Here is an 18,646-nt window from a genome sequence, read left to right as displayed (position 1 = left end):
GTCAGCGATGAGCCCCTTCCGGGCGTCGGCTGGTGTCACCGGGTCGTGGTCGCACTTCGGGTTCTCGGTCGAGGACGGGGTCGCGACCGTGACGCTGGACCGGCCGGAGAAGCTCAACGCGCTCACCTTCGAGGCGTACGCGGACCTGCGGGACCTCGTCGCCGAGTTGCCGCACCGGGGTGACGCGAAGGTGTTGGTGCTGCGCGGCAACGGCCGAGGGTTCTGCTCGGGCGGCGACGTCGAGGAGATCATCGGCGCGCTGCGGGCCATGGACGCCGCGCAGTTGTTGGAGTTCACCCGGATGACGGGGGCCGTGGTGCGGGCGCTGCGGGAGTGCCCGATGCCGGTGATCGCCGCGGTCAACGGGATCGCCGCGGGCGCGGGGTCTGTGCTGGCACTTGCTGCGGACTTCCGCCTGCTGGCAAGGGAAGCGGCGTTCGCGTTCCTGTTCACCAAGGTCGGCCTCGCGGGCGCCGACATGGGCTCGGCGTACCTGCTGCCCCGGCTGATCGGGCTCGGGCGCGCCACGGAGCTGCTCATCCTCGGCGACAAGGTCGACGCCGTCCGGGCCGAACAACTGGGCCTGGGCACCATCGTCGACGACCTCCCCGCGGCGGCGACGTCCTTGGCCCGGCGCCTGGCCGACGGCCCGGCGCTGGCGTACTCGACGACCAAGGTGCTGCTGACCAGGGAGCAGGACGTGGACCTCGCGACGGCCATCGAGTTGGAGGCCGTGAGCCAGGCCCTGCTGATGAAGTCAGCCGACCACGCCGAGTTCTACGCGGCGTGGCAAGCGGGCCGCGCACCCAAGTGGACCGGCCGATGACCCCGCACCGGATCGTCACCGCGCCCGACCTGGCCCCCCCGGTCGGCTTCGCCCACGCCGTCGTCGCCGCCCCCGGCAGCACCGTGCACCTCGGCGGCCAAACCGCCCAGAACAGCACCGGCGCCATCGTCGGCACCACCATGGCCGACCAATTCGACCAGGCGGCAGCCAACGTCGTCGCCGCGCTCGCGGCCTCCGGCGCGACAGCGGAACACCTGGTCTCACTGCTCATCTACGTCACCGACGTGCGTGCGTACAAGGCGGCCCTGCCCGAGCTGGGCCCGTTGTGGCGCAAGCACTTCGGCCGCCACTACCCAGCAGTGGCCCTCTTCGGCGTCACGTCGCTGTTCGACGAGGAAGCGCTCATCGAACTCCTCGGAACGGCGGTGATCCCGTGACCGACCTCCGCACCCGGCGCGAACGACCCGACCAGACTCCACTTCGGACAGCGATCGAGGGCGGCATCCCCGATAGCTCAACGAACTCTCCGGAACGGCGGTGATCCCCGTGACTGACCTCCGCACCCGGTGCGAACACCTCGCCCAAGGCCCACTCCGAGTAGCAGCCGAAACCGGCGCCCCCGGCCGCCTGAACCGACCCCTGCTCAAAGCACTCGCCGACCACGGCGTCCTCGCCGAGATCTTCGGCGACGGCCCCGCCAAGGCCATGGCCCTGTGCGAGATCCGCGAGGCGCTGGCCAGGTACTGCACCGAGGCAGAGACCGCGTTCGCTCTGCAGGGCCTAGGCGCGTACCCGATCCTGCTCGCGGGCTCCCCGGAGACCGTCGACACCTGGATCCCCCGCATCGCCGCCGGTGACGCGGCCGTCGGGTTCGCGCTGACCGAGCCCGACGCGGGCTCCGACGCCGCCCACCTGGGTTTGCTGGCCACGGCCGATGGGGACGACTTCGTCCTCACCGGGGAGAAGACCTACATCTCCAACGCCCCCGAGGCCGACGTCTACTCCGTGTTCGCCCGCACCGCCGACACCGGCGCCAAGGGCATCACGGCCTTCGCCGTCCCCGGCACCTCCCCCGGCCTCGACGGCGACCCGCTGGACCTGCTGGCCCCGCACGCCATCGGCCGTCTTCGCTTCACCGGGGTCCGCGTCCCGCGCGCCAACGTCCTCGGCGAGGTCAACGGCGGCTGGTCGGTGGCCATGCGCACCCTCGACATGTTCCGCCCCAGCGTCGGCGCCTTCGCCGTGGGCATGGCCCAGGCCGCCCTCGACGCCGCCGTCGCGCACGCCGCCGCCCGCCAGGCGTTCGGCAAGCCGCTGTCCGCCTTCCAGGGGATCTCCCACCAACTGGCCGACGTGGCGACCCGCATCCACGCCGCCCGCCTCTTGGTGCACAACGCCGCCACCGCCTACGACACCGCCCCCGGCACCACCGGCCACCTCTCCGCGATGGCCAAGCTCTTCGCCACCGAAACCGCCCAAACCGCCGTCGACCTGGCCATCCAGGTGCACGGTGCCCGAGCCCTGGAACGCGGCCACCTCCTCGAACACCTCTACCGGGAGGTCCGCGCCCCCCGCATCTACGAGGGCGCCTCGGAGATCCAACGCGAGATCATCGCCCGCCACCTCTTCCGCTGACACCCGCCGCCCAGCCTCGATGATCATGGTCGTTCCCCGGTGTCGGGGTGGACCGGCATGATCACCCCATGACCGACGAGGCGTTCTGGCAGTTGATCAGCAGGACGACGGAGCAGCCGGGGGATCGTGATGAGCAGAGCGAGTGGTTGGCCGAGGAGCTGACCCGGTTGCCGGTGGCGGAGGTGGTGGACTTCGCCGGTCGGTTGGCCGGGGTTCGGCGGTCGGCCGACACCTGGACGATGTGGGCGGCGGCGCACCTGATCGAGGAGGGGTGCTCCGGCGACGGGTTCTGCTACTTCCAGTTGTGGCTGCTGACGCTCGGTCGCGGGGTGTTCGAGCGGGCCGTGGTCGAGCCGGACAGCCTGGCGGAGGTGCCCGCGGTGCGGGCGCTGGCGGCCAGGCCGATGCGGGAGTGGTCCGACCAGGACTGGCCGGAGTGGGAGAGCCTGGACTTCGCCGCGCACGAGGCGCACCAGGAGGTCACCGGCCGCGAGCTGGCGGTGCCGCCCGCGCGGGAGGGGCGCCCGGCCGACGCCGAGTGGGACATCGAGGACGAGGCGCAGGTGCGGGCCAGGCTGCCGCGGCTGTGGGAGCTGTTCGGACCGGGGCGCGCCAGGGGCTGAGGGAACGAAACGGGCACTTCGCTTGTTACGGTGGTGTGGTGAACGTCGAGGTGACCCCGCTGCCGGGTATCGGGACCCGTCATGACTTCGTGTCCAGGACCGGGCGCCGGATCGGGGTGATCACGCACCGGGACGGGCACTTCGACCTGGTGGTGTCCCGCCAGGACGACCCGGACTCCTGCGTCGCGTCGATCCCGCTGACCGTCGAGGAGTCGGCCGCGCTGGCCAACCTGCTCGGCGCGCCGAACCTGGTCGCCCAGTTGCGCGACCAGGCGCCCGGGGTCAGCACCCGGCAGCTGCCGATCGCCCCGAACTCGCCCTACGACGGGCGCACGCTCGGCGACACGGCGCTGCGCACGCGCACGGCGGTCTCGGTGGTCGCGGTGGTCCGCGCGGGCACCGTGCACCCGTCGCCGCAGCCGGACTTCGCGTTGGGCGGGGGCGACCTGTTAGTCACGGTCGGCACCGCCGACGGCCTGGCCAAGGCCGCCGAAGTCCTCGAACGCGGCTGACGGGGTCAGGCAGTTGCACGATTCCTCCATCTCGTTGATCGAGCTGGGTGCGGTCTTCTTCGGGCTGGGTGTGCTCGGGAGGCTGGCCTGGCGCATCGGCGTGTCCCCGATCCCGCTGTACCTGATCGGCGGGCTCGCGTTCGGCGCGGGCGGGCTGGTCCCTTTAGAAGGCATCGAGGGCTTCACCGCGATCGCCAGTGAGATCGGCGTCGTCCTGCTCTTGCTCCTGCTGGGCCTGGAGTACTCGGCGGCCGAGCTGGTCACCGGGTTGAAGCGGTCCTGGCTGGCGGGCGTGGTCGACATCGTGCTCAACGCCCTGCCCGGCGCCGCGGTGGCGCTGTGGTTGGGCTGGGGGCCGGTGGGCGCGCTGGCGATGGCGGGCGTCACCTACATCTCGTCGTCGGGCATCGTGGCGAAGGTCCTCGGCGACCTGGGCAGGCTGGGCAACCGGGAGACCCCGGTGGTCCTGTCGATCCTGGTGTTCGAGGACCTGGCGATGGCGGTGTACCTGCCGATCCTCACCGCGCTGCTGGCCGGGGCGACGCTGCTCGGCGGCCTCACCGCCGTCGGTGTGGCGCTGGTGGCCGTGACCGTTGTCCTCGTCGTGGCGCTGCGGTTCGGCCGGTACGTCTCGGTGCTGGTGGACAGTCCCGAGCCGGAGGTGTTCCTGCTGCGCGTGCTCGGTGCCGCGCTTCTGGTGGCCGGGTTGGCCTCGCAGCTGCAGGTGTCGGCGGCGGTGGGCGCGTTCCTGCTGGGCATCGCGATCTCCGGGTCCACGGCGGAGAACGCCACCAAGCTCCTCGAACCGCTGCGGGACCTGTTCGCGGCGATGTTCTTCGTGGTGTTCGGCCTCAACACCGACCCCAGCAGCATCCCGCCGGTGCTGGGCTTCGCCATCGCGCTGGCCGTGGTGACCACCGCCACCAAGATCGGCACCGGCTGGTTCGCCGCGAGCAGGCAGGGCATCTCCACGCTCGGCAGAGCGCGGGCGGGCGCCGCGCTGGTGGCCCGCGGCGAGTTCTCCATCGTCATCGCGGGCCTGGCGGTCAGCGCGGGCGCCGTCGACAAGCAACTGGCCGCCCTGGCCACCGCCTACGTGCTGCTGATGGCCATCCTCGGCCCGGTCGCGGCCCGCGTGGTCGAGCCGGTCACCCGGGTGTTCATGGGCAAGCCGCGACCGGCGACGGCCTAGCGGTCCAGGTCGGCCAGCAGCAGGCCGCTGCGCGGTTTCGGCGTGAAGTAGGTGCTCTTGCGCGGCATCCGCCCACCGGCGGCGTGCACGGCGAGCACCTGCGCGAGCGGGACGGGCGCCAACCGCAGCACCGCGTCGACCTCGACGTCCGGGGTGCGCCCTTCCGGCAGCGGCCGCACGTGCGGTCCTTCCGGGTCCAGGCGCAGCGCGTCGTGCAGCAGGAGCTGTTCGACCTGGGCGTGGTCGAGCGCTGTGGACGGTGGAAGGTCCAGGCACAGGAACCGGCCGTGCGACTCGACGACCACCGAACCGGGGTGCGCGGGCGGGTCCGCCGCGGGCACCTCGCGAACCTCCACACCGACCGAGCGCCAGGCGGTGGCCAACGCGTCCGCGTCGAGCCCGGTACCTGTGAGGACGCGGTGGTAAGCGCCGATGCGCAAGCCGGGACCGGCGGTGACCAACGCGAGCAGCCCACCCAGATCGGCCGCGGCCGCGGCGGCGACCCGGTGGTTGCCGTCGGCGACCATCAACGGCCGCGCGGCCACCACCGACAGCACGGCGTCGCGGATGGGACCCGGCCCGAGCAGCCACACCCGGTGCCGCCGCCCGGCTGAGTCCACTGTGGAGACGGCGGGCGCCCCGGCCGCGGCGATCGCCTGGTCGACGGTGTCGGTGAGCAACTCCCCGTCGGTGACCGGGATCAGCAGGGCGGCGCTGGTGGCGCAGCCGAGTCCGGTGAGGACGGCGGCCCGCTCGGCGACGACGTCCGGGTAGACCTGTTCGCTGTGGCGCACCCAGGACACGCCGTCGGCGCCGACCGCGGCGGGGTCCACCATGCACAGCACCCCGGTCGCCGACCCGTCCGGACCGTCCACCCGGTAGGGCGCGATCACGTCGACGACCGGCCGGTACGCGGTGCGCTCCAGGTCCCGCAACGTCCGCCTCGCCTCGGCGAGCACGTCGAGCAGCCCGCGCCCGGCGGCCAGCGCGGCCGGTGTGCGGTGCGGGTGCTGCACGGCCAGCAGGGACCCACCGGTCCCCGGCCGCGCCAGCGCCGCCACCACCCGGTCGGCGTCAGCGAACTCGTCGACGTCCGGTCCCGGCACCTCGGCCCGGACCAGCCACCCCCGTGTGATCGGGCGAACCCACTCGGTCATACCGATCATCGTGCCCCATCGGTGATCACCGGGCGGCGCGGCACGACCGGATCCCGCGCCCGCGCTGTCGCGTGTGTCCGATTCGACCGGACTCAGAGGTCCACGGCGGAGTAGAGGGCGCCGACCTCGGTGCGGTTGAGCGCCCGCATCGACCCCGGCCGCTGGTTGCCCAGCCGGACCTCGCCGATCTGGGTGCGCACCAGCTTGAGCACCGGGTGGCCGACCTCCTCGAGCATCCGCCGCACGATGTGCTTGCGCCCCTCGTGCAGCACCAACTCGACCAGCGCCTTGCCCGCGTAGCTGTCGACCATCCGGAACGAGTCGACCCGCGCGGGACCGTCGTCGAGCACGACGCCCTCACGCAGCCGCCTGCCCACGTCGCGGGCGACCGGGCCGGGCACCTCGGCGAGGTAGGTCTTGAGCACCTCGAAGGAGGGGTGCATGAGCCGGTGCGCGAGGTCGCCGTCGTTGGTGAACAGCAGCAGGCCCTCGGTCTCGGCGTCGAGCCGCCCCACGTGGAACAGCTTGTCGGCGCGGCCGCGCAGGTAGTCGCCGACGCAGGGGCGACCGCGGTCGTCCTCCATGGTGCTGTGCACCCCGCGCGGCTTGTTCAGCGCGAGGTAGACCCGGTCCTCGCGGACCACCACCCGCACCCCGTCGACGTGGATGACGACCTGGTCGGGGTCCACCCGCATGCCCTGCTCGCGCACGACCTCGCCGTCGACACTCACCCGGCCCTGGTCGATGAGGTCCTCGGCGGCCCGGCGCGAGGCCACCCCGGCACTGGAGAGGACCTTCTGCAGCCGGACACCGTCCTGGCTAGTTGACATCGTCGATCGCATCCACTTCTGGCAGCAACGGGGCGATGGGCGGCAGGTCCTCCAGCGAGGACAAGCCCAACCGCTCCAGGAACAACTCGGTCGTGCGGTACAGGATCCCACCCGTCTCGGGATCGGTCCCGGTCTCCTCGATCAGCCCGCGCACCACCAGCGTGCGGATGACACCGTCGACGTTGACCCCGCGCACCGCGGCGACCCGGGACCGGGTCACCGGCTGACGGTAGGCGATGACCGCCAATGTCTCCAAAGCGGCCCTGGTGAGCTTCGCCCGCTGCCCGTCGAGCAACAGCTTCTCCACCACGGGCGCGAACCGGTCCCTGGTGAACAAGCGCCACCCCTCACCGACCCGGCGCAGGTCGATCCCGCTGCCCGCCTCGGTGTAGCGCCCCGCGATCCGCCGCAGCGCCTCCCGCACCCGCCGAACCGGCTGCTCGGTCGCGGTGGCCAGCAACTCCTCTTCCGCCGGGGAGTCCACGACCAGCAACAACGCTTCCAACGCGGCCTCGAAGTCCGCGTCCTCGGTCAGATCGGGAAACCCCGCCCCGGTCTGCACCAGATCAGCGTCAGGCTCCCCCTCAGCGCCTGTCGCGCCTTGGTCGCCCTGGTCGCCTTCCGCCTCGGGGTGGTCCCGCACGACAGCCGGATCAGCCCCGGCCTGCCCGGCCTCCGCTGAGTCCACGATCACATGATCAACAGCCGCGGGCTCCTCGGCTCCTGCCCCACCCCCGAGCGGCTCCTCCCCCACAGGGTGCTCGACCGCCGGGTGCACCGGGGTGTCGGATATGACCACAACTCCCAGCTCGGAGTCGGTCGGGGTCTTGTCGTCAGCCATAGTCCTCGTCCTCGGTCGACACCGGTGTCGCCGCCACCTCGGTCAGGGCGCCGCCGGTCCACTCCACGCGCAGTTCGCCGAGGGGGTCGTCCTGTTCGAACAGCACGGTCGCCTCCCGGTAGAGCTCCAGTAGGGCCAGGAACCGGGCGACGACCTCGATCGTGTGCTCGCAGTCGGCCACCAGGTCGGCGAAGGTGGCGCGGCCCACCTCCGCCAGCCGGGCGCGCAGCAGGGCGGCGGTCTCGCGGACCGACACCTTGCCCATGTGCAGGTGGTCCAGCGACACCGCGGGCGGTGGTTTGGGGCGGAACACCGCGGCCGCGATCTGGGCGAAGCGGGCCGGGTCGACGCCGATCATGACTTCCGGGAGCAGTTGCTGGAAGCGGTCCTCCAGGGCCACCGAGCGCGGGTAGCGGCGCAGCGCCCCGGCCTCCAGCTCGCTGAACAGCGCCGCGACCTGCTTGTACGCCCGGTACTGCAGCAGCCGGGCGAACAGCAGGTCGCGGGCCTCCAGCAGCGCCAGGTCGTCCTCGTCCTCCACGTCGCCCGCGGGCAGCAGCCTGGCCGCCTTGAGGTCGAGCAGGGTCGCGGCGACGACGAGGAACTCGGTGGTCTCGTCGAGGTTCCAGTCCTCGCCCAGCGAGCGGATGTGGGCGATGAAGTCGTCGGTGACCCGGTGCAGCGCGACCTCGGTGACGTCCATCTGGTGCTGGGAGATCAGCTGCAGCAGCAGGTCGAACGGTCCCTCGAAGTTCGACAGCCGCACGGTGAAGCGGCCGGTTCCGGCGGCCGGGTCGAGCTCGGTCACCGGCCGCCGTCCTGGCGCAGCCTGCGCACGAGGACCGAGTCGGCGCCGTTCTCGGCGAGGTCGGCCAGCGCGGTGGCCACCGCCTCGCGCACCACCCGACCCCGGTCGACGGCGACGCCGAAGCCCGCGCGCAGGGTGAGCCTGGCCTGCTCCAGGGCGAGCAACTCCTCGTCGGAGACGTAGACGGTGATCTTCGAGCTGTGCTTCTGCCTGGGGGTGCCGTGGGGGACCGGGTCGAACAGCTGCGTCACCGGGCGATCACCTCGCGGGCGAGCTGGCGGTAGGCCTTGGCCCCGGCCGAGCGCGGCGCCCAGGTGGTGATCGGCTCGCCAGCCACGGTGGTCTCCGGGAAGCGCACGGTCCGGTTGATCACGGTGTCGAACACGGTGTCCTTGAACGCCTCCACCACGCGCGCCATCACCTCGCGCGAGTGCAGCGTGCGCGGGTCGAACATGGTGGCCAGGATGCCGGTGATCTCCAGCTTCGGGTTGAGCCGCTCGCGCACCTTGTCGATGGTGTCGATCAGCAGCGCCACCCCGCGCAGGCTGAAGAACTCGCACTCCAGCGGGATCAGCACGCCGTCGGCGGCGGCCAGCGCGTTGACGGTGAGCAGGCCGAGCGAGGGCTGGCAGTCGACCAGGATGTAGTCGTAGGCGTCGAGCACCGGGCGGATGGTGCGCAGCAGCGAGTGCTCGCGGCCGACCTCGGAGACCAGCTGCACCTCGGCGGCGGACAGGTCGATGTTGCTGGGCAGCAGGTCCATGTTCTCCACGCCGGTGCGCAGGACCACGTCCTCGATGCCGACCGAACGCTCGATGAGCACGTTGTAGATGGTGCGGTCGAGCTGGTGCGCCGGGATGCCGAGGCCGACCGACAGCGCGCCCTGCGGGTCGAAGTCGACCAGCAGCACCCGGCGGCCGAACTCGGTCAGCGCGGCACCCAGGTTGATCGTGGAGGTCGTCTTGCCGACGCCGCCCTTCTGGTTGCACATCGCCAGCACCCGCGCCGGGCCGTGGTGCTCGAGCAGCGCGGGCTCGGGGATGTGCCGCTTGGGGCGGCCGGTAGGGCCCGCCCCGGCGGCGAGCTCCTCCGGTCCGTCGTCGTCGGCGTCGGAGGCGGCCCGGGGGGCGATGCTCAGCTCCACCGCGCCGTGGTCCACCACCCGCCCGTGCGGAAGTGTCGACATGGCGATCTAGCTCCTTGTCGCCTGCGTTGCTGTCACGCGCAGCGTAAGCGGGCGCCGGTCAGCGACCAACGCGGCTCGCCGCGACACGCCACACCCGTCGTGACCTGTCAAGCCCCACCGGCGACCGCGGATCAGCGCTCGGCCCGGGCCACCGACCCCAGCACCGACTCCAGCAGACCGGGGAACCGCAGGTCCAGGTCGTCGCGGCGCAGCGAGAGCCAACGCTGGTTGCCGTCGCGGCGGGTGCGGGTCACCCCCGCCTCGCGCAGCACCCGCAGGTGCTGCGACAGCGTCGACTTGGCCACCGAGACGTGCAGGGTGCCGCACGACAGCTCCCCCGCGCCCGCCAGCTGCGCCACCACGGCCAGCCTGGTCGGGTCGCTGAGCGCGTGCAGCACCTCCGGCAGGGTCAGCCGCAGCGTCCCAGGTTCGTCCACCTCGCCCATCGCGCCCATCGCGCACCTCCGGCCGAACAGAGTAGGGGAAGGATCATCGAAAACAGGTTGACTTCCGCGGTTTTCACCTCAACCGCTGCCAGCGGGGCTCGACTAGCCGAGCGCCCTCGGGTGCGCGGTGGCGTAGACCTCACGCAGGGTGGTCACCGTCACGAGCGTGTAGATCTGGGTTGTCGTCACCGAGGCGTGCCCGAGCAGCTCCTGCACCACCCGCACGTCGGCCCCGCCCTCGAGCAGGTGCGTGGCGAAGCAGTGCCGCAACGTGTGCGGCGAGACCGGCGAGGTGATGCCCGCCCGCTCGGCGGCGACCTTCAGCGCGGTCCACGCGCTCTGCCGCGACAGCCGCCCACCGCGCCGGTTGAGGAACACCGCCGGGGTGCCCCGGCCAGCGGCCGCGAGCTCCGGCCTGGCGCGCACCAGGTAGGCGTCGACCGCGGCCAGCGCGGGCCGTCCGACCGGGACCAGCCGCTGCTTGCCGCCCTTGCCGTCGAGCAGGACCGTGCGCTCGGTGGTGTCGATGTCGTCGAGGTCGAGCCCGACGGCTTCCGAGATGCGGGCGCCGGTGGAGTAGAGGACCTCCAGCAGCGCCCGGTCGCGCAGGGTCCCCGGCCCATCACCGGGCGGGGTCTCCAGCAGGCGCAACACGTCGTCGACCGGCAGCGCCTTGGGCAACCGCCGCGGCGGGGTCGGCGGCTTCACCGCACGCGCCACGTCGTGCTCCACGAGTCCTTCCCGGACCGCGAAGCGGTGCAGCCCGCGCACCGCCACCACGGCCCGCGCCGCGGAGGAGGCGGCGAGCGGGGGGTGGTCCGGGTCGCCTTCGCGCAGCAGGACCAGGAAGTCCAGCACGTGCCGCTCGGTGACCGCACCCAGCTCACCAACCCCCTGCGCGGCCAGGTGGTCGAGGTAGCGCAGCAGGTCGCGGGTGTAGCTGTCGAGGGTGTTGGCCGCGGTGGCGCGCTCGATGGCGAGGTGGTCGAGGTAGCCGCGCAGCACCGACTCCACCGGGTTGCCCCTCACCATGCCGGGAGCCTAGTCGCAACCGCCGAACAGGCCGGAGATGACCACGTATGGTGGACGGCGTGAGCGCACCAGGTGGCCCCGACGGCGTGCGCGTCGGCACGACCGAACGCGAAGACGCGATGCGCGCGCTCGGGGAGCACTTCGCCCAGGGCCGGTTACCGATCGACGAGTACGAACAGCGGGTCGGTGACGCCTCGGCCGCGGTGACCAGGGCCGACCTGCGGGTGCTGTTCGCCGACCTGCCCGCACCGCACCCGCCGTTCCTGGTGCCCCCGACCTGGGCCACACCGGCCCCGGTCGTGATGCCCGCCTACCCGCAGCACGCCCCGACCCCGTACGTCGAGGTGTACTCGTACCGGTCCAAGGTGGTCGCGGGCCTGCTGCAGATCCTGCTCCCCTTCGGCGCGGGCCGCTTCTACACAGGCCACTACGGCATGGCCATAGCCCAACTCCTCACCTGCGGCGGCTTCGGCATCTGGTGCCTGATAGACGGCGTGATCCTCCTGGCCAACGGCGGCCACGACGCCGAAGGCCGCCGCCTCCGCGACTGACCCGCCACGGTCGGTGCCAGCGCAACCGGGCCTCCGTGCGCGCTGGGCACGCCTCGACCACACCCGCAGTCCCACAAGCGCGGCGACCGCCGCCACAAGCGACACCACCACCGCATCGGCGCAGGCCCGGCCTCGCGGCCAAGCACTCCGGCGAGCAGTCCGGCGAGCAGTCCGGCGACCGCCGCACCGAATCAGTCACGCGGCCAGCCAACCACCGCCACCGCCTCGCCCCCGCAGGCAGAGCAGCGCGACACCGTCCCATCGCAGCGATCAGTGCCCGCGCGAACGCCTCCAGGCGGCCATCCCACGGCGCGTCCGCAGCCCGCGCCTCAACCACACCCGCAGTCCCCACGCGCGTGGCGAGCAGCCCGGCGACCGCCGCCACACTGGCTCGACCGGGTGGCCAAGCACCCAGCCGTCACCGGCTCCTGCCGACTCGACTTCGCGACATCCGCACCGCAACCCCGGCAGCGCAGTCGCGTTGCCGCCGCCCGACCGCACCGACCAGCGCCTGCGTGCGACGCCTCCGGCCGGCCTTCGACGACGCGTCCGCAGGCCACGCCCCAACCGCACCCGTCGTCACCACGTGCGCGGCGAGCGGGCCAGCGACTGCCGCACCGGATCAGTCGTGCGAACCACGCACCCAAGCGATCAACGCTTCCGCCGCAAACCGTGCCGCAGCCGAAGCGACACCGCCCCACCGCAGCGGTCAGCGCCTCCGGGCGGCCCTCCCACGGTGCGTCCGCAGGCCGCGCCTCGACCACCCGTCATCAGCGCATGCGCCGCGAGCAACCCGGCCACCGCGGCACAAACCAGTCGTGCGTCCACGCCCGGGCGATCACCCGCAATCGCAACCCACCCCGCGGCCAAGTCGCGCCTGCACGCGACCGCCTCCGGCCGCGCCTCCCACCACGCGTCCGCAGCCCAAGCCTCAACGACACCCGTCGTCATCACCGCGTGCGCGGCGAGCAGGAAGGCCAGCCACCGCCGCAAACCCGTGCCGTCGCCGAAGCGACACCGCCCCACCGCGGCGGTCAGCGCCTACGTGCGAACGCCTCCGGGCGGCCATCCCACGGTGCGTCCGCAGGCCGCGCCTCGACCGCACCCGTGATCACCGCGTGTGCCGCGAGCAGCCCAGCCACCGCCGCCGCGTTGGTGATCTCACCGGCCAGCACCCGGCGGAGGCCTTCGGCGAGGGGCACCTTGGCCACCACGAGGTCGGCCTCCTCCTCCCCAAGCACCACACGGTCCACAGTGGACAGCCCAGTGGCCAGGTACACGCGTACCGCCTCGTCGGTGAAGCCCGGGGAGACCGCGATGTCCGCCAGTACCGACCAGTCCGTGGCGGTGAGGCCGACTTCCTCGACCAGTTCGCGTTTGGCGGCGGCCAGCGGGTCTTCCTCGGCGTGGTCGATCAGTCCGGCGGGCAGTTCCCACAGGCGGGCGCTGACCGGGTGCCGGTACTGGTGGATCAGGGTGACCGCGCCGTCGGCGTCGAGGGCGACCACGGCCACCGCGCCGAGGTGTTCGACGACCTCGCGGTTGGCGGTGCCGCCGCCGGGCATGGCGACCTCGTCGAGGCGCAGGGCCAGGATGCGGCCGACGTGGATGTCGCGGGTGGACACCACGTCGAAGGTGTGGCTGCCGGGGTTGGTGCTCACGCGTCCACCGCCACCGGCTCGTCGAGGTCCACCGGCAGTCGCTCGGCGCGCAGGTAGGTCAGCGCGGCGCCGACGAAACCGGCGAACAGCGGGTGCGGGCGGGTGGGGCGGCTCTTGAGCTCGGGGTGCGCCTGGGTGCCGACGAAGAACGGGTGGGTGTCGGCGGGCAGTTCCACGAACTCCACCAAGCGGCCGTCGGGCGAGGTGCCGGAGAACAGCACGCCGGCCTTGGTGAGCCGGTCGCGGTAGGCGTTGTTGACCTCGTAGCGGTGCCGGTGGCGTTCGGTGACCTCGCGCTCACCGTAGACACCCGCCACCACCGAACCGGCGGCCAGCGTCGCCGGGTAGGAACCCAACCGCATGGTGCCGCCCATGTCGCGCTCACCGGCGACGACGTCTTGCTGGTCGGCCATGGTGCTGATCACCGCGTCGGTGGTGTCGTCGGCGAACTCCGCGGAGTTGGCGCCCGCGATGCCCGCCAGGTTGCGCGCGGTCTCGATCACCATGCACTGCAGGCCCAGGCACAGGCCGAGCACCGGGACCCGGTTGACCCTGGCGTGGGTGATGGCGCCGATCTTGCCCTCGATGCCGCGCACCCCGAACCCGCCCGGGATCAGCACACCGTCCACCCCGGACAGCGCGGCCGCCGCGCCGGTCGGCGTCTCGCAGGCGTCCGAGGGCACCCAGATGACCTCGACCTTGGCCCGGTGGGCGAACCCACCGGCGCGCAACGCCTCGGTCACCGACAGGTACGCGTCGGGCAGGTCGACGTACTTGCCGACCAACGCGATCCGCACCGTCTCCTTGGGCTTGTGCACCCGGTCGAGCAGGTTGCCCCACACCGTCCAGTCGACGTCGCGGAAGGGCAGGCCGAGGCGGCGCACCACGTAGGCGTCGAGGCCCTCGCCGTGCAGCACCCGGGGGATGTCGTAGATCGACGGGGCGTCCGGCGCGGCGACCACCGCCTCGGTGTCCACATCGCACATGAGCGCGATCTTGCGCTTGAGCCCGTCGGGGATCTCCCGGTCGGCGCGGCAGACGATGGCGTCGGGCTGGATGCCGATGTTGCGCAGCGCGGCGACCGAGTGCTGGGTGGGCTTGGTCTTGAGCTCACCGGAGGGCGCCAGGTAGGGCACCAGCGACACGTGCAGGAAGAACACGTTGTCGCGGCCCACGTCGTGGCGGACCTGGCGGCAGGCCTCCAGGAACGGCAGCGACTCGATGTCGCCGACCGTGCCGCCGACCTCGGTGATCACCACGTCCGGCGCCCTGCCCTGCGCGTCCGGCTCGGCCATCGCCCGGATGCGGGCCTTGATCTCGTCGGTGATGTGCGGGATGACCTGCACCGTGTCGCCCAGGTACTCCCCGCGCCGCTCCTTGGCGATCACCGCGGAGTACACCTGGCCGGTGGTCACGTTCGCGCTGCCGGAGAGGCTGCGGTCCAGGAAGCGCTCGTAGTGGCCGATGTCGAGATCGGTCTCCGCGCCGTCCTCGGTGATGAACACCTCGCCGTGCTGGAACGGGTTCATCGTGCCGGGGTCGACGTTGAGGTACGGGTCGAGCTTCTGCATGGTCACCCGAAGACCCCGCGAGGTCAGCAGCTGACCCAGGCTGGAGGCGGTGAGCCCCTTGCCGAGCGAGGAGGCGACGCCTCCGGTGACGAAGACGTGCTTGGTCGTCCGAGCGTGCTGCGCCAAGAGAGCTCCCGTGGTCAGAGGTCGCGGTGGTGTTGTCGCGCTGGTCGCGGCTTGCGAGACCGCGCCGGTCCACGGGGTTTCATGCTAACACCAGCCGCGGCCCGCTCCGGCGAGCCCACGCCCCCGCGCGGTCCCGCCGTGTCGCCACGGCGGGACCGCGGCCGGGTCACGGCGTCGGCGAGCAGGCGGTCGCGCCGACGATGACGTCGCCGGTGTAGCCCGACGGCGGCAGGAACCGGATGTGCGCCACGTTCAGCGTGATGCTGCCGTCCGGCGGCGTGGTCACCTCCTTGAAGGTGATCGTGGCCAGGGTCTCGTTGAGCGCGCCCTTGAGCTCGCGGACGTAGTTGGTCGGCAGCGGGTTGGGCAGCGCGGTCAGGCCGGTGAGCCCCCCGAAGGACCAGCCCGCGGTGGACCCGTCGTTGTCGGCGACGCAGGTCACCTTCCACGTGCCGATCTTGAGCCGCGGTCCGCCGAGCAGCACCAGCGCGGAGAGCTCGAAGTTGGTGCCGTTGGCCTCCGACTTGGTCTCGGTCAGGCCCGCGTCCTCGTCGACGACTCTGGTGGTGCAACTGGAGTTGCCGCCGCCGAAGCGGACACCGCTGGCGGTGACGGCACCCGAGGTGGCCGTGGTCGGGCCCGTGACCGCGCATTGCGCGATGGGCGCCACCGTGACCGGAACGCCCAACCGGGCGAAGCTGGCCGAGCCGACCGATGCCGTGCCCGGCGACGTGGCCGTCGCCGACGCGGGTGTGGCGACCGCGACGAGCGCGGCGAACGCGGCCGCCGCGGTGATGGCGCCGCGCGCCGAGGTGATGTGCCCCATGTTCACTCCTTGACCTCCCGTGGCGGAACGAACTTCCGCCACGGGCGACATCGGTCGCGGAGGTCGGAAAATGACCAGCTGATCATGGTCCTTACCCGTCCGGGACTGACTTTCCCTCGTTGGTGAGGCAGGCTCATGACCGCCAGCGACGGTCTCACTCGCGCGAGTGAGGGCGTTACCCGACGGGCGCGCCGGGCGCCGGGGCTTGCGCGTTGCCAGCGCTGCCATAGCGACCGGCCTTCTCCGCGACCTGCTCGGCGAGCGCGAGGATGACCACCACGCGACCGGCAGGCGTGTCCACGTTGTCCACAGTGGACAAGATCGAGGTCGCCGCGGTGTCCGCGCGCACCACGCCGATCGCCCCCGCGCCGTCGGCCGATCCCGCGCCACCGGCCAGAACCGCGCCCGCACCGGAGCGGTCGACCTGTGCGGCGAACCGGGCGATCGTGGCCGCGCGGTCGCCCGCGTCTTCCCCTGTGGACGTTCCCCCGGTCAGGATCACCGCCAGCTGAGCGGGTTTCACGTCCGGCGGCGCGGTGAGAAACCCGCCTTCGGTGAGACCGGCGAACGCGGCGGCGGTTTCCTCCGGCGAGGCCTGCGGTTCGTTGGTCGCCGCGCTGATCAGCAGCAGCGGACCGAGCAGACCGCCCGCGAGGGTGCCCGGGTCGGTCGCGGTCGGCAACTGCACCCCGGCGGGCAGCAACCTGATGACAATCTCCTTGAGCTGGTCGGCTTTGGCCGGGTCGGCGAAGGCGTCGGTGAGTTGCAGTTCACCGGTGACGCTGCCGCCCGCGGTGGCCACCAAGCCCTTCACCGCGTCCCGGTCCGCCGGGCGGGCGTCGGCGGTGGTGACAAGCACGACCGTTCGTTTGTCCAACGCGCCGCGCACCGCGAGCGGGCCGACCACCCCGGCGAAGGAGTCGCCGTCGGCGAGGCGGGCGTTGAGCGCGTTGCGGTCCTGCTCCAGCCGCGTCACCTGGGTGCCCAGGTCGGTGTTGGCCGTGGTGAGCCCGGACAGCAGCGACCGGCTCAGCGTGGTCGACCCGAGCACCACGCCCACGGCGATGGCGAGGAAGACCGCGGCGATGGAGGTGATGTGGTAGCGCAGCGAGATCACGTGAACAGCCCCTTGACCCAGGAGAACACCGCGTCGGCGGTGTCGGCGAACCAGCCCGCGTAGGCGGCGCCGACCCCGGAGACCGCGATGGCGGCGGTGATGGCGAGCAGCGCGGCGCCGACCATGATCGCCACGGCCGCCGCGGAGACCCGGCTGCGGTGCAGGGTGGCCACCGCCTTGCCGTCGACGATCTTGCCGCCGAGCTTGAGCCGGGTCAGGAAGGTCGACGGGTTGGACCCCGAGCGCCCCCGGTCGAGGAACTCGCGCAGCGTCGCCTGGAACCCCACGACCACCACCAGGCTCGCCTCGTGCGCGTCGGCCAGCAGCAGCGCCAGGTCCTCGGCGTTGCCCGACGCCGGGAAGGTGACCGCCTCGATACCCAGGTCCTGCACCCGGTTGAGACCGGGTGCGTGCCCGTCGACGTAGGCAGGCACCACGACCCAGGCCCCACCGCGCAGGGTGTCGGTGGAGATGCCGTCGGGGTCGCCGACGATCACGTCCGGCCGGTGGCCCGCCGCGCGCACCGCGTCCGCCCCCGACTCCACGCCGATCAGCACCGGCCGGTGCTCGGCGATGTAGCGGCGCAGGCCGCGCAGGTCCTCGACGTGGTCCACCCCGGGGGCGACCACCACGACCTGCCTGCCGCGCATGGCCACCGGCACCTGCGGCACGCCGATCCCGTCGAGGATCATGGTGCGCTCGCGGCGGAGGAACTCGATGGTGTTGGCCGAGAACGCCTCCAACTGCGCCGACATCCCGGCCTTGGCCTCGATCATCTGGTCGGCGATGGTCTCCGGGGTCTGCCTGGTGCCGCTGGCCACCTCCCGGTCACCGTGGTAGACCGCGCCCTCGTGCAGCCGGAGCTTGCTGCCCTCCTTGATCGTGTGCAGCGCCTCCTGCCCCACCGCGTCGATCAGCGGGACCCCGGCGTTGACCAGCAATTCGGGCCCCAGGTTCGGGAAGCGCCCCGAGATCGACGGCGACGCGTTGACCACACCCGCCACCTCGGCGCGCAGCAACGCGTCGGCCGTGGCCCGGTCGAGGTCGAGGTGGTCAAGCACCACGACGTCACCGGGGGACAGCCGTCGCAGCAGGTCACCGGTGCGCCGGTCGACCCTGGCTGGACCGGTGATCCCCGGCCGCGGCGACTGGGAGCGGCTGAGCAATCCCGGGAATCTCATGCGGCCGATGGTGACAAACCGGCGGGCGATAGTCCGAACGCCACGCCGGGTGCGCCTGAATGGAGCAGCGTTGGCGGCTTCGGGGGTCGGCTCGCCTGCGGCATTGCTCTGGATCGCGGTGGTGTGGGTGGGCTCGATGGGGTGGACCTGTTTTGTGCGGGGCCCCTGCGACACCCATGCTGGGCCTGAAAAGCTGGGGGCCAAAGGGACGGCCCAGCCAGCCGCCGGTCAGGCTACGGGTGCCGCTCCCCCACACAAAACAGGTCCACCCCATCGAGCAGAGCATGCGGGCGGCCTCCGAGGAGCGGTGGTGAGGCTGGCGGGGTCGGCTCGGGGGGCTGAGTTGGGCGGGCTGGCTCGGGAGGCTGGGCCAGGCGGGCCAACTCGGGGGGCTGGGTTGGGTGGGCCAGCTCAGGGGGCTGGGCGCGGCGGCTCGATGGGGCGGACTTGTTTTGCGTGGGGTGGCGGCAGTCGTAGCGTTCTGCGCGGACAGGGCCATGCTTTTCGGCCCCAGCTTTGCGGTCCTGCCACGGCTGGCGCAGGGGCCCCGCGCAAAACAAGTTC

20 protein-coding genes are annotated in these 18,646 nt (G+C 72.3%); 7 read left to right on the top strand and 13 right to left on the bottom strand.

Annotated elements, in window-relative coordinates; translation table 11 throughout:
• Positions 1-7: 7 nt before the first annotated feature.
• From JOD54_RS16360 to JOD54_RS16335, 6 genes are all read left to right on the top strand, one after another.
• Complete coding sequence (locus tag JOD54_RS16360) at positions 8-826, top strand: enoyl-CoA hydratase family protein (RefSeq protein WP_204451354.1); 819 nt, start codon at positions 8-10, stop codon at positions 824-826.
• Complete coding sequence (locus JOD54_RS16355; RefSeq protein WP_204451353.1) at positions 823-1,224, top strand: RidA family protein; 402 nt, start codon at positions 823-825, stop codon at positions 1,222-1,224. The genes JOD54_RS16360 and JOD54_RS16355 overlap by 4 nt, the downstream gene beginning before the upstream one ends.
• Before the next feature lie 109 nt (positions 1,225-1,333).
• Positions 1,334-2,422: an acyl-CoA dehydrogenase family protein gene (locus tag JOD54_RS16350; protein ID WP_307860103.1), complete on the top strand. Its 1,089-nt coding sequence runs from the start codon at positions 1,334-1,336 to the stop codon at positions 2,420-2,422.
• Positions 2,423-2,490: 68 nt separating this feature from the next.
• Entirely contained in the window at positions 2,491-3,045 is a 555-nt protein-coding gene (locus JOD54_RS16345) for a DUF4240 domain-containing protein (RefSeq protein WP_204451351.1), read from the top strand.
• A 38-nt stretch (positions 3,046-3,083) separates the two neighbouring features.
• The gene (locus JOD54_RS16340) at positions 3,084-3,557 is read left to right on the top strand and encodes a cation:proton antiporter regulatory subunit (protein ID WP_204451350.1); all 474 of its coding nucleotides are present in this window, start codon (positions 3,084-3,086) and stop codon (positions 3,555-3,557) included.
• A 13-nt stretch (positions 3,558-3,570) separates the two neighbouring features.
• Entirely contained in the window at positions 3,571-4,749 is a 1,179-nt protein-coding gene (locus JOD54_RS16335) for a cation:proton antiporter (RefSeq protein ID WP_204451349.1), read from the top strand.
• Here the strand turns inward: JOD54_RS16335 and JOD54_RS16330 are convergent.
• From JOD54_RS16330 to xerD, 8 genes are all read right to left on the bottom strand, one after another.
• Positions 4,746-5,906, bottom strand: a complete 1,161-nt coding sequence (locus JOD54_RS16330; RefSeq protein ID WP_204451348.1) for a DUF1015 family protein — start codon at positions 5,904-5,906, stop codon at positions 4,746-4,748. The two genes, JOD54_RS16335 and JOD54_RS16330, sit on opposite strands and share 4 nt — an antisense overlap.
• A gap of 92 nt (positions 5,907-5,998) precedes the next feature.
• Positions 5,999-6,736 (bottom strand): pseudouridine synthase, encoded by a 738-nt coding sequence (locus JOD54_RS16325; protein WP_204451347.1) that lies wholly within the window; start codon positions 6,734-6,736, stop codon positions 5,999-6,001.
• Positions 6,726-7,577: an SMC-Scp complex subunit ScpB gene (scpB, locus tag JOD54_RS16320; protein ID WP_204451346.1), complete on the bottom strand. Its 852-nt coding sequence runs from the start codon at positions 7,575-7,577 to the stop codon at positions 6,726-6,728. Before scpB ends, JOD54_RS16325 begins: the two co-directional genes overlap by 11 nt.
• Positions 7,570-8,385, bottom strand: coding sequence for a segregation and condensation protein A (locus JOD54_RS16315; RefSeq protein WP_204451345.1), 816 nt, complete (start codon positions 8,383-8,385; stop codon positions 7,570-7,572). Before JOD54_RS16315 ends, scpB begins: the two co-directional genes overlap by 8 nt.
• Complete coding sequence (locus JOD54_RS16310; protein ID WP_239574660.1) at positions 8,382-8,699, bottom strand: hypothetical protein; 318 nt, start codon at positions 8,697-8,699, stop codon at positions 8,382-8,384. Before JOD54_RS16310 ends, JOD54_RS16315 begins: the two co-directional genes overlap by 4 nt.
• Positions 8,633-9,571 carry a ParA family protein gene (locus tag JOD54_RS16305; RefSeq protein ID WP_204451343.1) on the bottom strand — a complete coding sequence of 313 codons (939 nt, stop codon included), beginning with the start codon at positions 9,569-9,571 and terminating at the stop codon, positions 8,633-8,635. Before JOD54_RS16305 ends, JOD54_RS16310 begins: the two co-directional genes overlap by 67 nt.
• Positions 9,572-9,702: 131 nt before the next feature.
• Positions 9,703-10,026: an ArsR/SmtB family transcription factor gene (locus tag JOD54_RS16300; RefSeq protein WP_372440322.1), complete on the bottom strand. Its 324-nt coding sequence runs from the start codon at positions 10,024-10,026 to the stop codon at positions 9,703-9,705.
• A gap of 93 nt (positions 10,027-10,119) precedes the next feature.
• Positions 10,120-11,049, bottom strand: a complete 930-nt coding sequence (gene xerD / locus JOD54_RS16295) for a site-specific tyrosine recombinase XerD (RefSeq protein ID WP_204451342.1) — start codon at positions 11,047-11,049, stop codon at positions 10,120-10,122.
• A 59-nt stretch (positions 11,050-11,108) separates the two neighbouring features.
• On the opposite strand from xerD, the gene JOD54_RS16290 reads away from it, so the two are divergent.
• Positions 11,109-11,600 carry a DUF1707 domain-containing protein gene (locus tag JOD54_RS16290; protein ID WP_307860102.1) on the top strand — a complete coding sequence of 164 codons (492 nt, stop codon included), beginning with the start codon at positions 11,109-11,111 and terminating at the stop codon, positions 11,598-11,600.
• A gap of 1,034 nt (positions 11,601-12,634) precedes the next feature.
• On the opposite strand, the gene JOD54_RS16285 is transcribed toward JOD54_RS16290, so the two are convergent.
• The 5 genes from JOD54_RS16285 to steA form a co-directional block, all read right to left on the bottom strand.
• Positions 12,635-13,261 carry an NUDIX domain-containing protein gene (locus tag JOD54_RS16285; RefSeq protein WP_307860101.1) on the bottom strand — a complete coding sequence of 209 codons (627 nt, stop codon included), beginning with the start codon at positions 13,259-13,261 and terminating at the stop codon, positions 12,635-12,637.
• Positions 13,258-14,958, bottom strand: coding sequence for a CTP synthase (pyrG, locus tag JOD54_RS16280; RefSeq protein ID WP_204451340.1), 1,701 nt, complete (start codon positions 14,956-14,958; stop codon positions 13,258-13,260). The genes JOD54_RS16285 and pyrG overlap by 4 nt, the downstream gene beginning before the upstream one ends.
• 166 nt (positions 14,959-15,124) lie before the next feature.
• Entirely contained in the window at positions 15,125-15,784 is a 660-nt protein-coding gene (locus JOD54_RS16275) for a hypothetical protein (protein WP_204451339.1), read from the bottom strand.
• A gap of 175 nt (positions 15,785-15,959) precedes the next feature.
• Positions 15,960-16,901, bottom strand: a complete 942-nt coding sequence (locus tag JOD54_RS16270; RefSeq protein ID WP_204451338.1) for a copper transporter — start codon at positions 16,899-16,901, stop codon at positions 15,960-15,962.
• Positions 16,898-18,082, bottom strand: a complete 1,185-nt coding sequence (steA, locus tag JOD54_RS16265) for a putative cytokinetic ring protein SteA (protein WP_204451337.1) — start codon at positions 18,080-18,082, stop codon at positions 16,898-16,900. The genes JOD54_RS16270 and steA overlap by 4 nt, the downstream gene beginning before the upstream one ends.
• Between the last annotated feature and the right edge of the window lie 564 nt (positions 18,083-18,646).

Source organism: Actinokineospora baliensis (assembly GCF_016907695.1).
GTDB lineage: Bacteria > Actinomycetota > Actinomycetes > Mycobacteriales > Pseudonocardiaceae > Actinokineospora > Actinokineospora baliensis.
This window is presented reverse-complemented; position numbering and strand designations above follow the sequence as displayed.

What these genes read in the sequence shown, in the direction of transcription:
- JOD54_RS16360 (WP_204451354.1), top strand. Translation starts at nt 8, where the DNA reads ATGAGCCCCTTCCGGGCGTCGGCTGGTGTCACCGGGTCGTGGTCGCAC.
- JOD54_RS16355 (WP_204451353.1), top strand. Translation starts at nt 823, where the DNA reads ATGACCCCGCACCGGATCGTCACCGCGCCCGACCTGGCCCCCCCGGTC.
- JOD54_RS16345 (WP_204451351.1), top strand. Translation starts at nt 2,491, where the DNA reads ATGACCGACGAGGCGTTCTGGCAGTTGATCAGCAGGACGACGGAGCAG.
- JOD54_RS16330 (WP_204451348.1), bottom strand. Translation starts at nt 5,906, where the DNA reads ATGACCGAGTGGGTTCGCCCGATCACACGGGGGTGGCTGGTCCGGGCC.
- JOD54_RS16325 (WP_204451347.1), bottom strand. Translation starts at nt 6,736, where the DNA reads ATGTCAACTAGCCAGGACGGTGTCCGGCTGCAGAAGGTCCTCTCCAGT.
- scpB (WP_204451346.1), bottom strand. Translation starts at nt 7,577, where the DNA reads ATGGCTGACGACAAGACCCCGACCGACTCCGAGCTGGGAGTTGTGGTC.
- JOD54_RS16305 (WP_204451343.1), bottom strand. Translation starts at nt 9,571, where the DNA reads ATGTCGACACTTCCGCACGGGCGGGTGGTGGACCACGGCGCGGTGGAG.
- JOD54_RS16300 (WP_372440322.1), bottom strand. Translation starts at nt 10,026, where the DNA reads ATGGGCGCGATGGGCGAGGTGGACGAACCTGGGACGCTGCGGCTGACC.
- xerD (WP_204451342.1), bottom strand. Translation starts at nt 11,049, where the DNA reads ATGGTGAGGGGCAACCCGGTGGAGTCGGTGCTGCGCGGCTACCTCGAC.
- JOD54_RS16275 (WP_204451339.1), bottom strand. Translation starts at nt 15,784, where the DNA reads ATGGGGCACATCACCTCGGCGCGCGGCGCCATCACCGCGGCGGCCGCG.
- steA (WP_204451337.1), bottom strand. Translation starts at nt 18,082, where the DNA reads ATGAGATTCCCGGGATTGCTCAGCCGCTCCCAGTCGCCGCGGCCGGGG.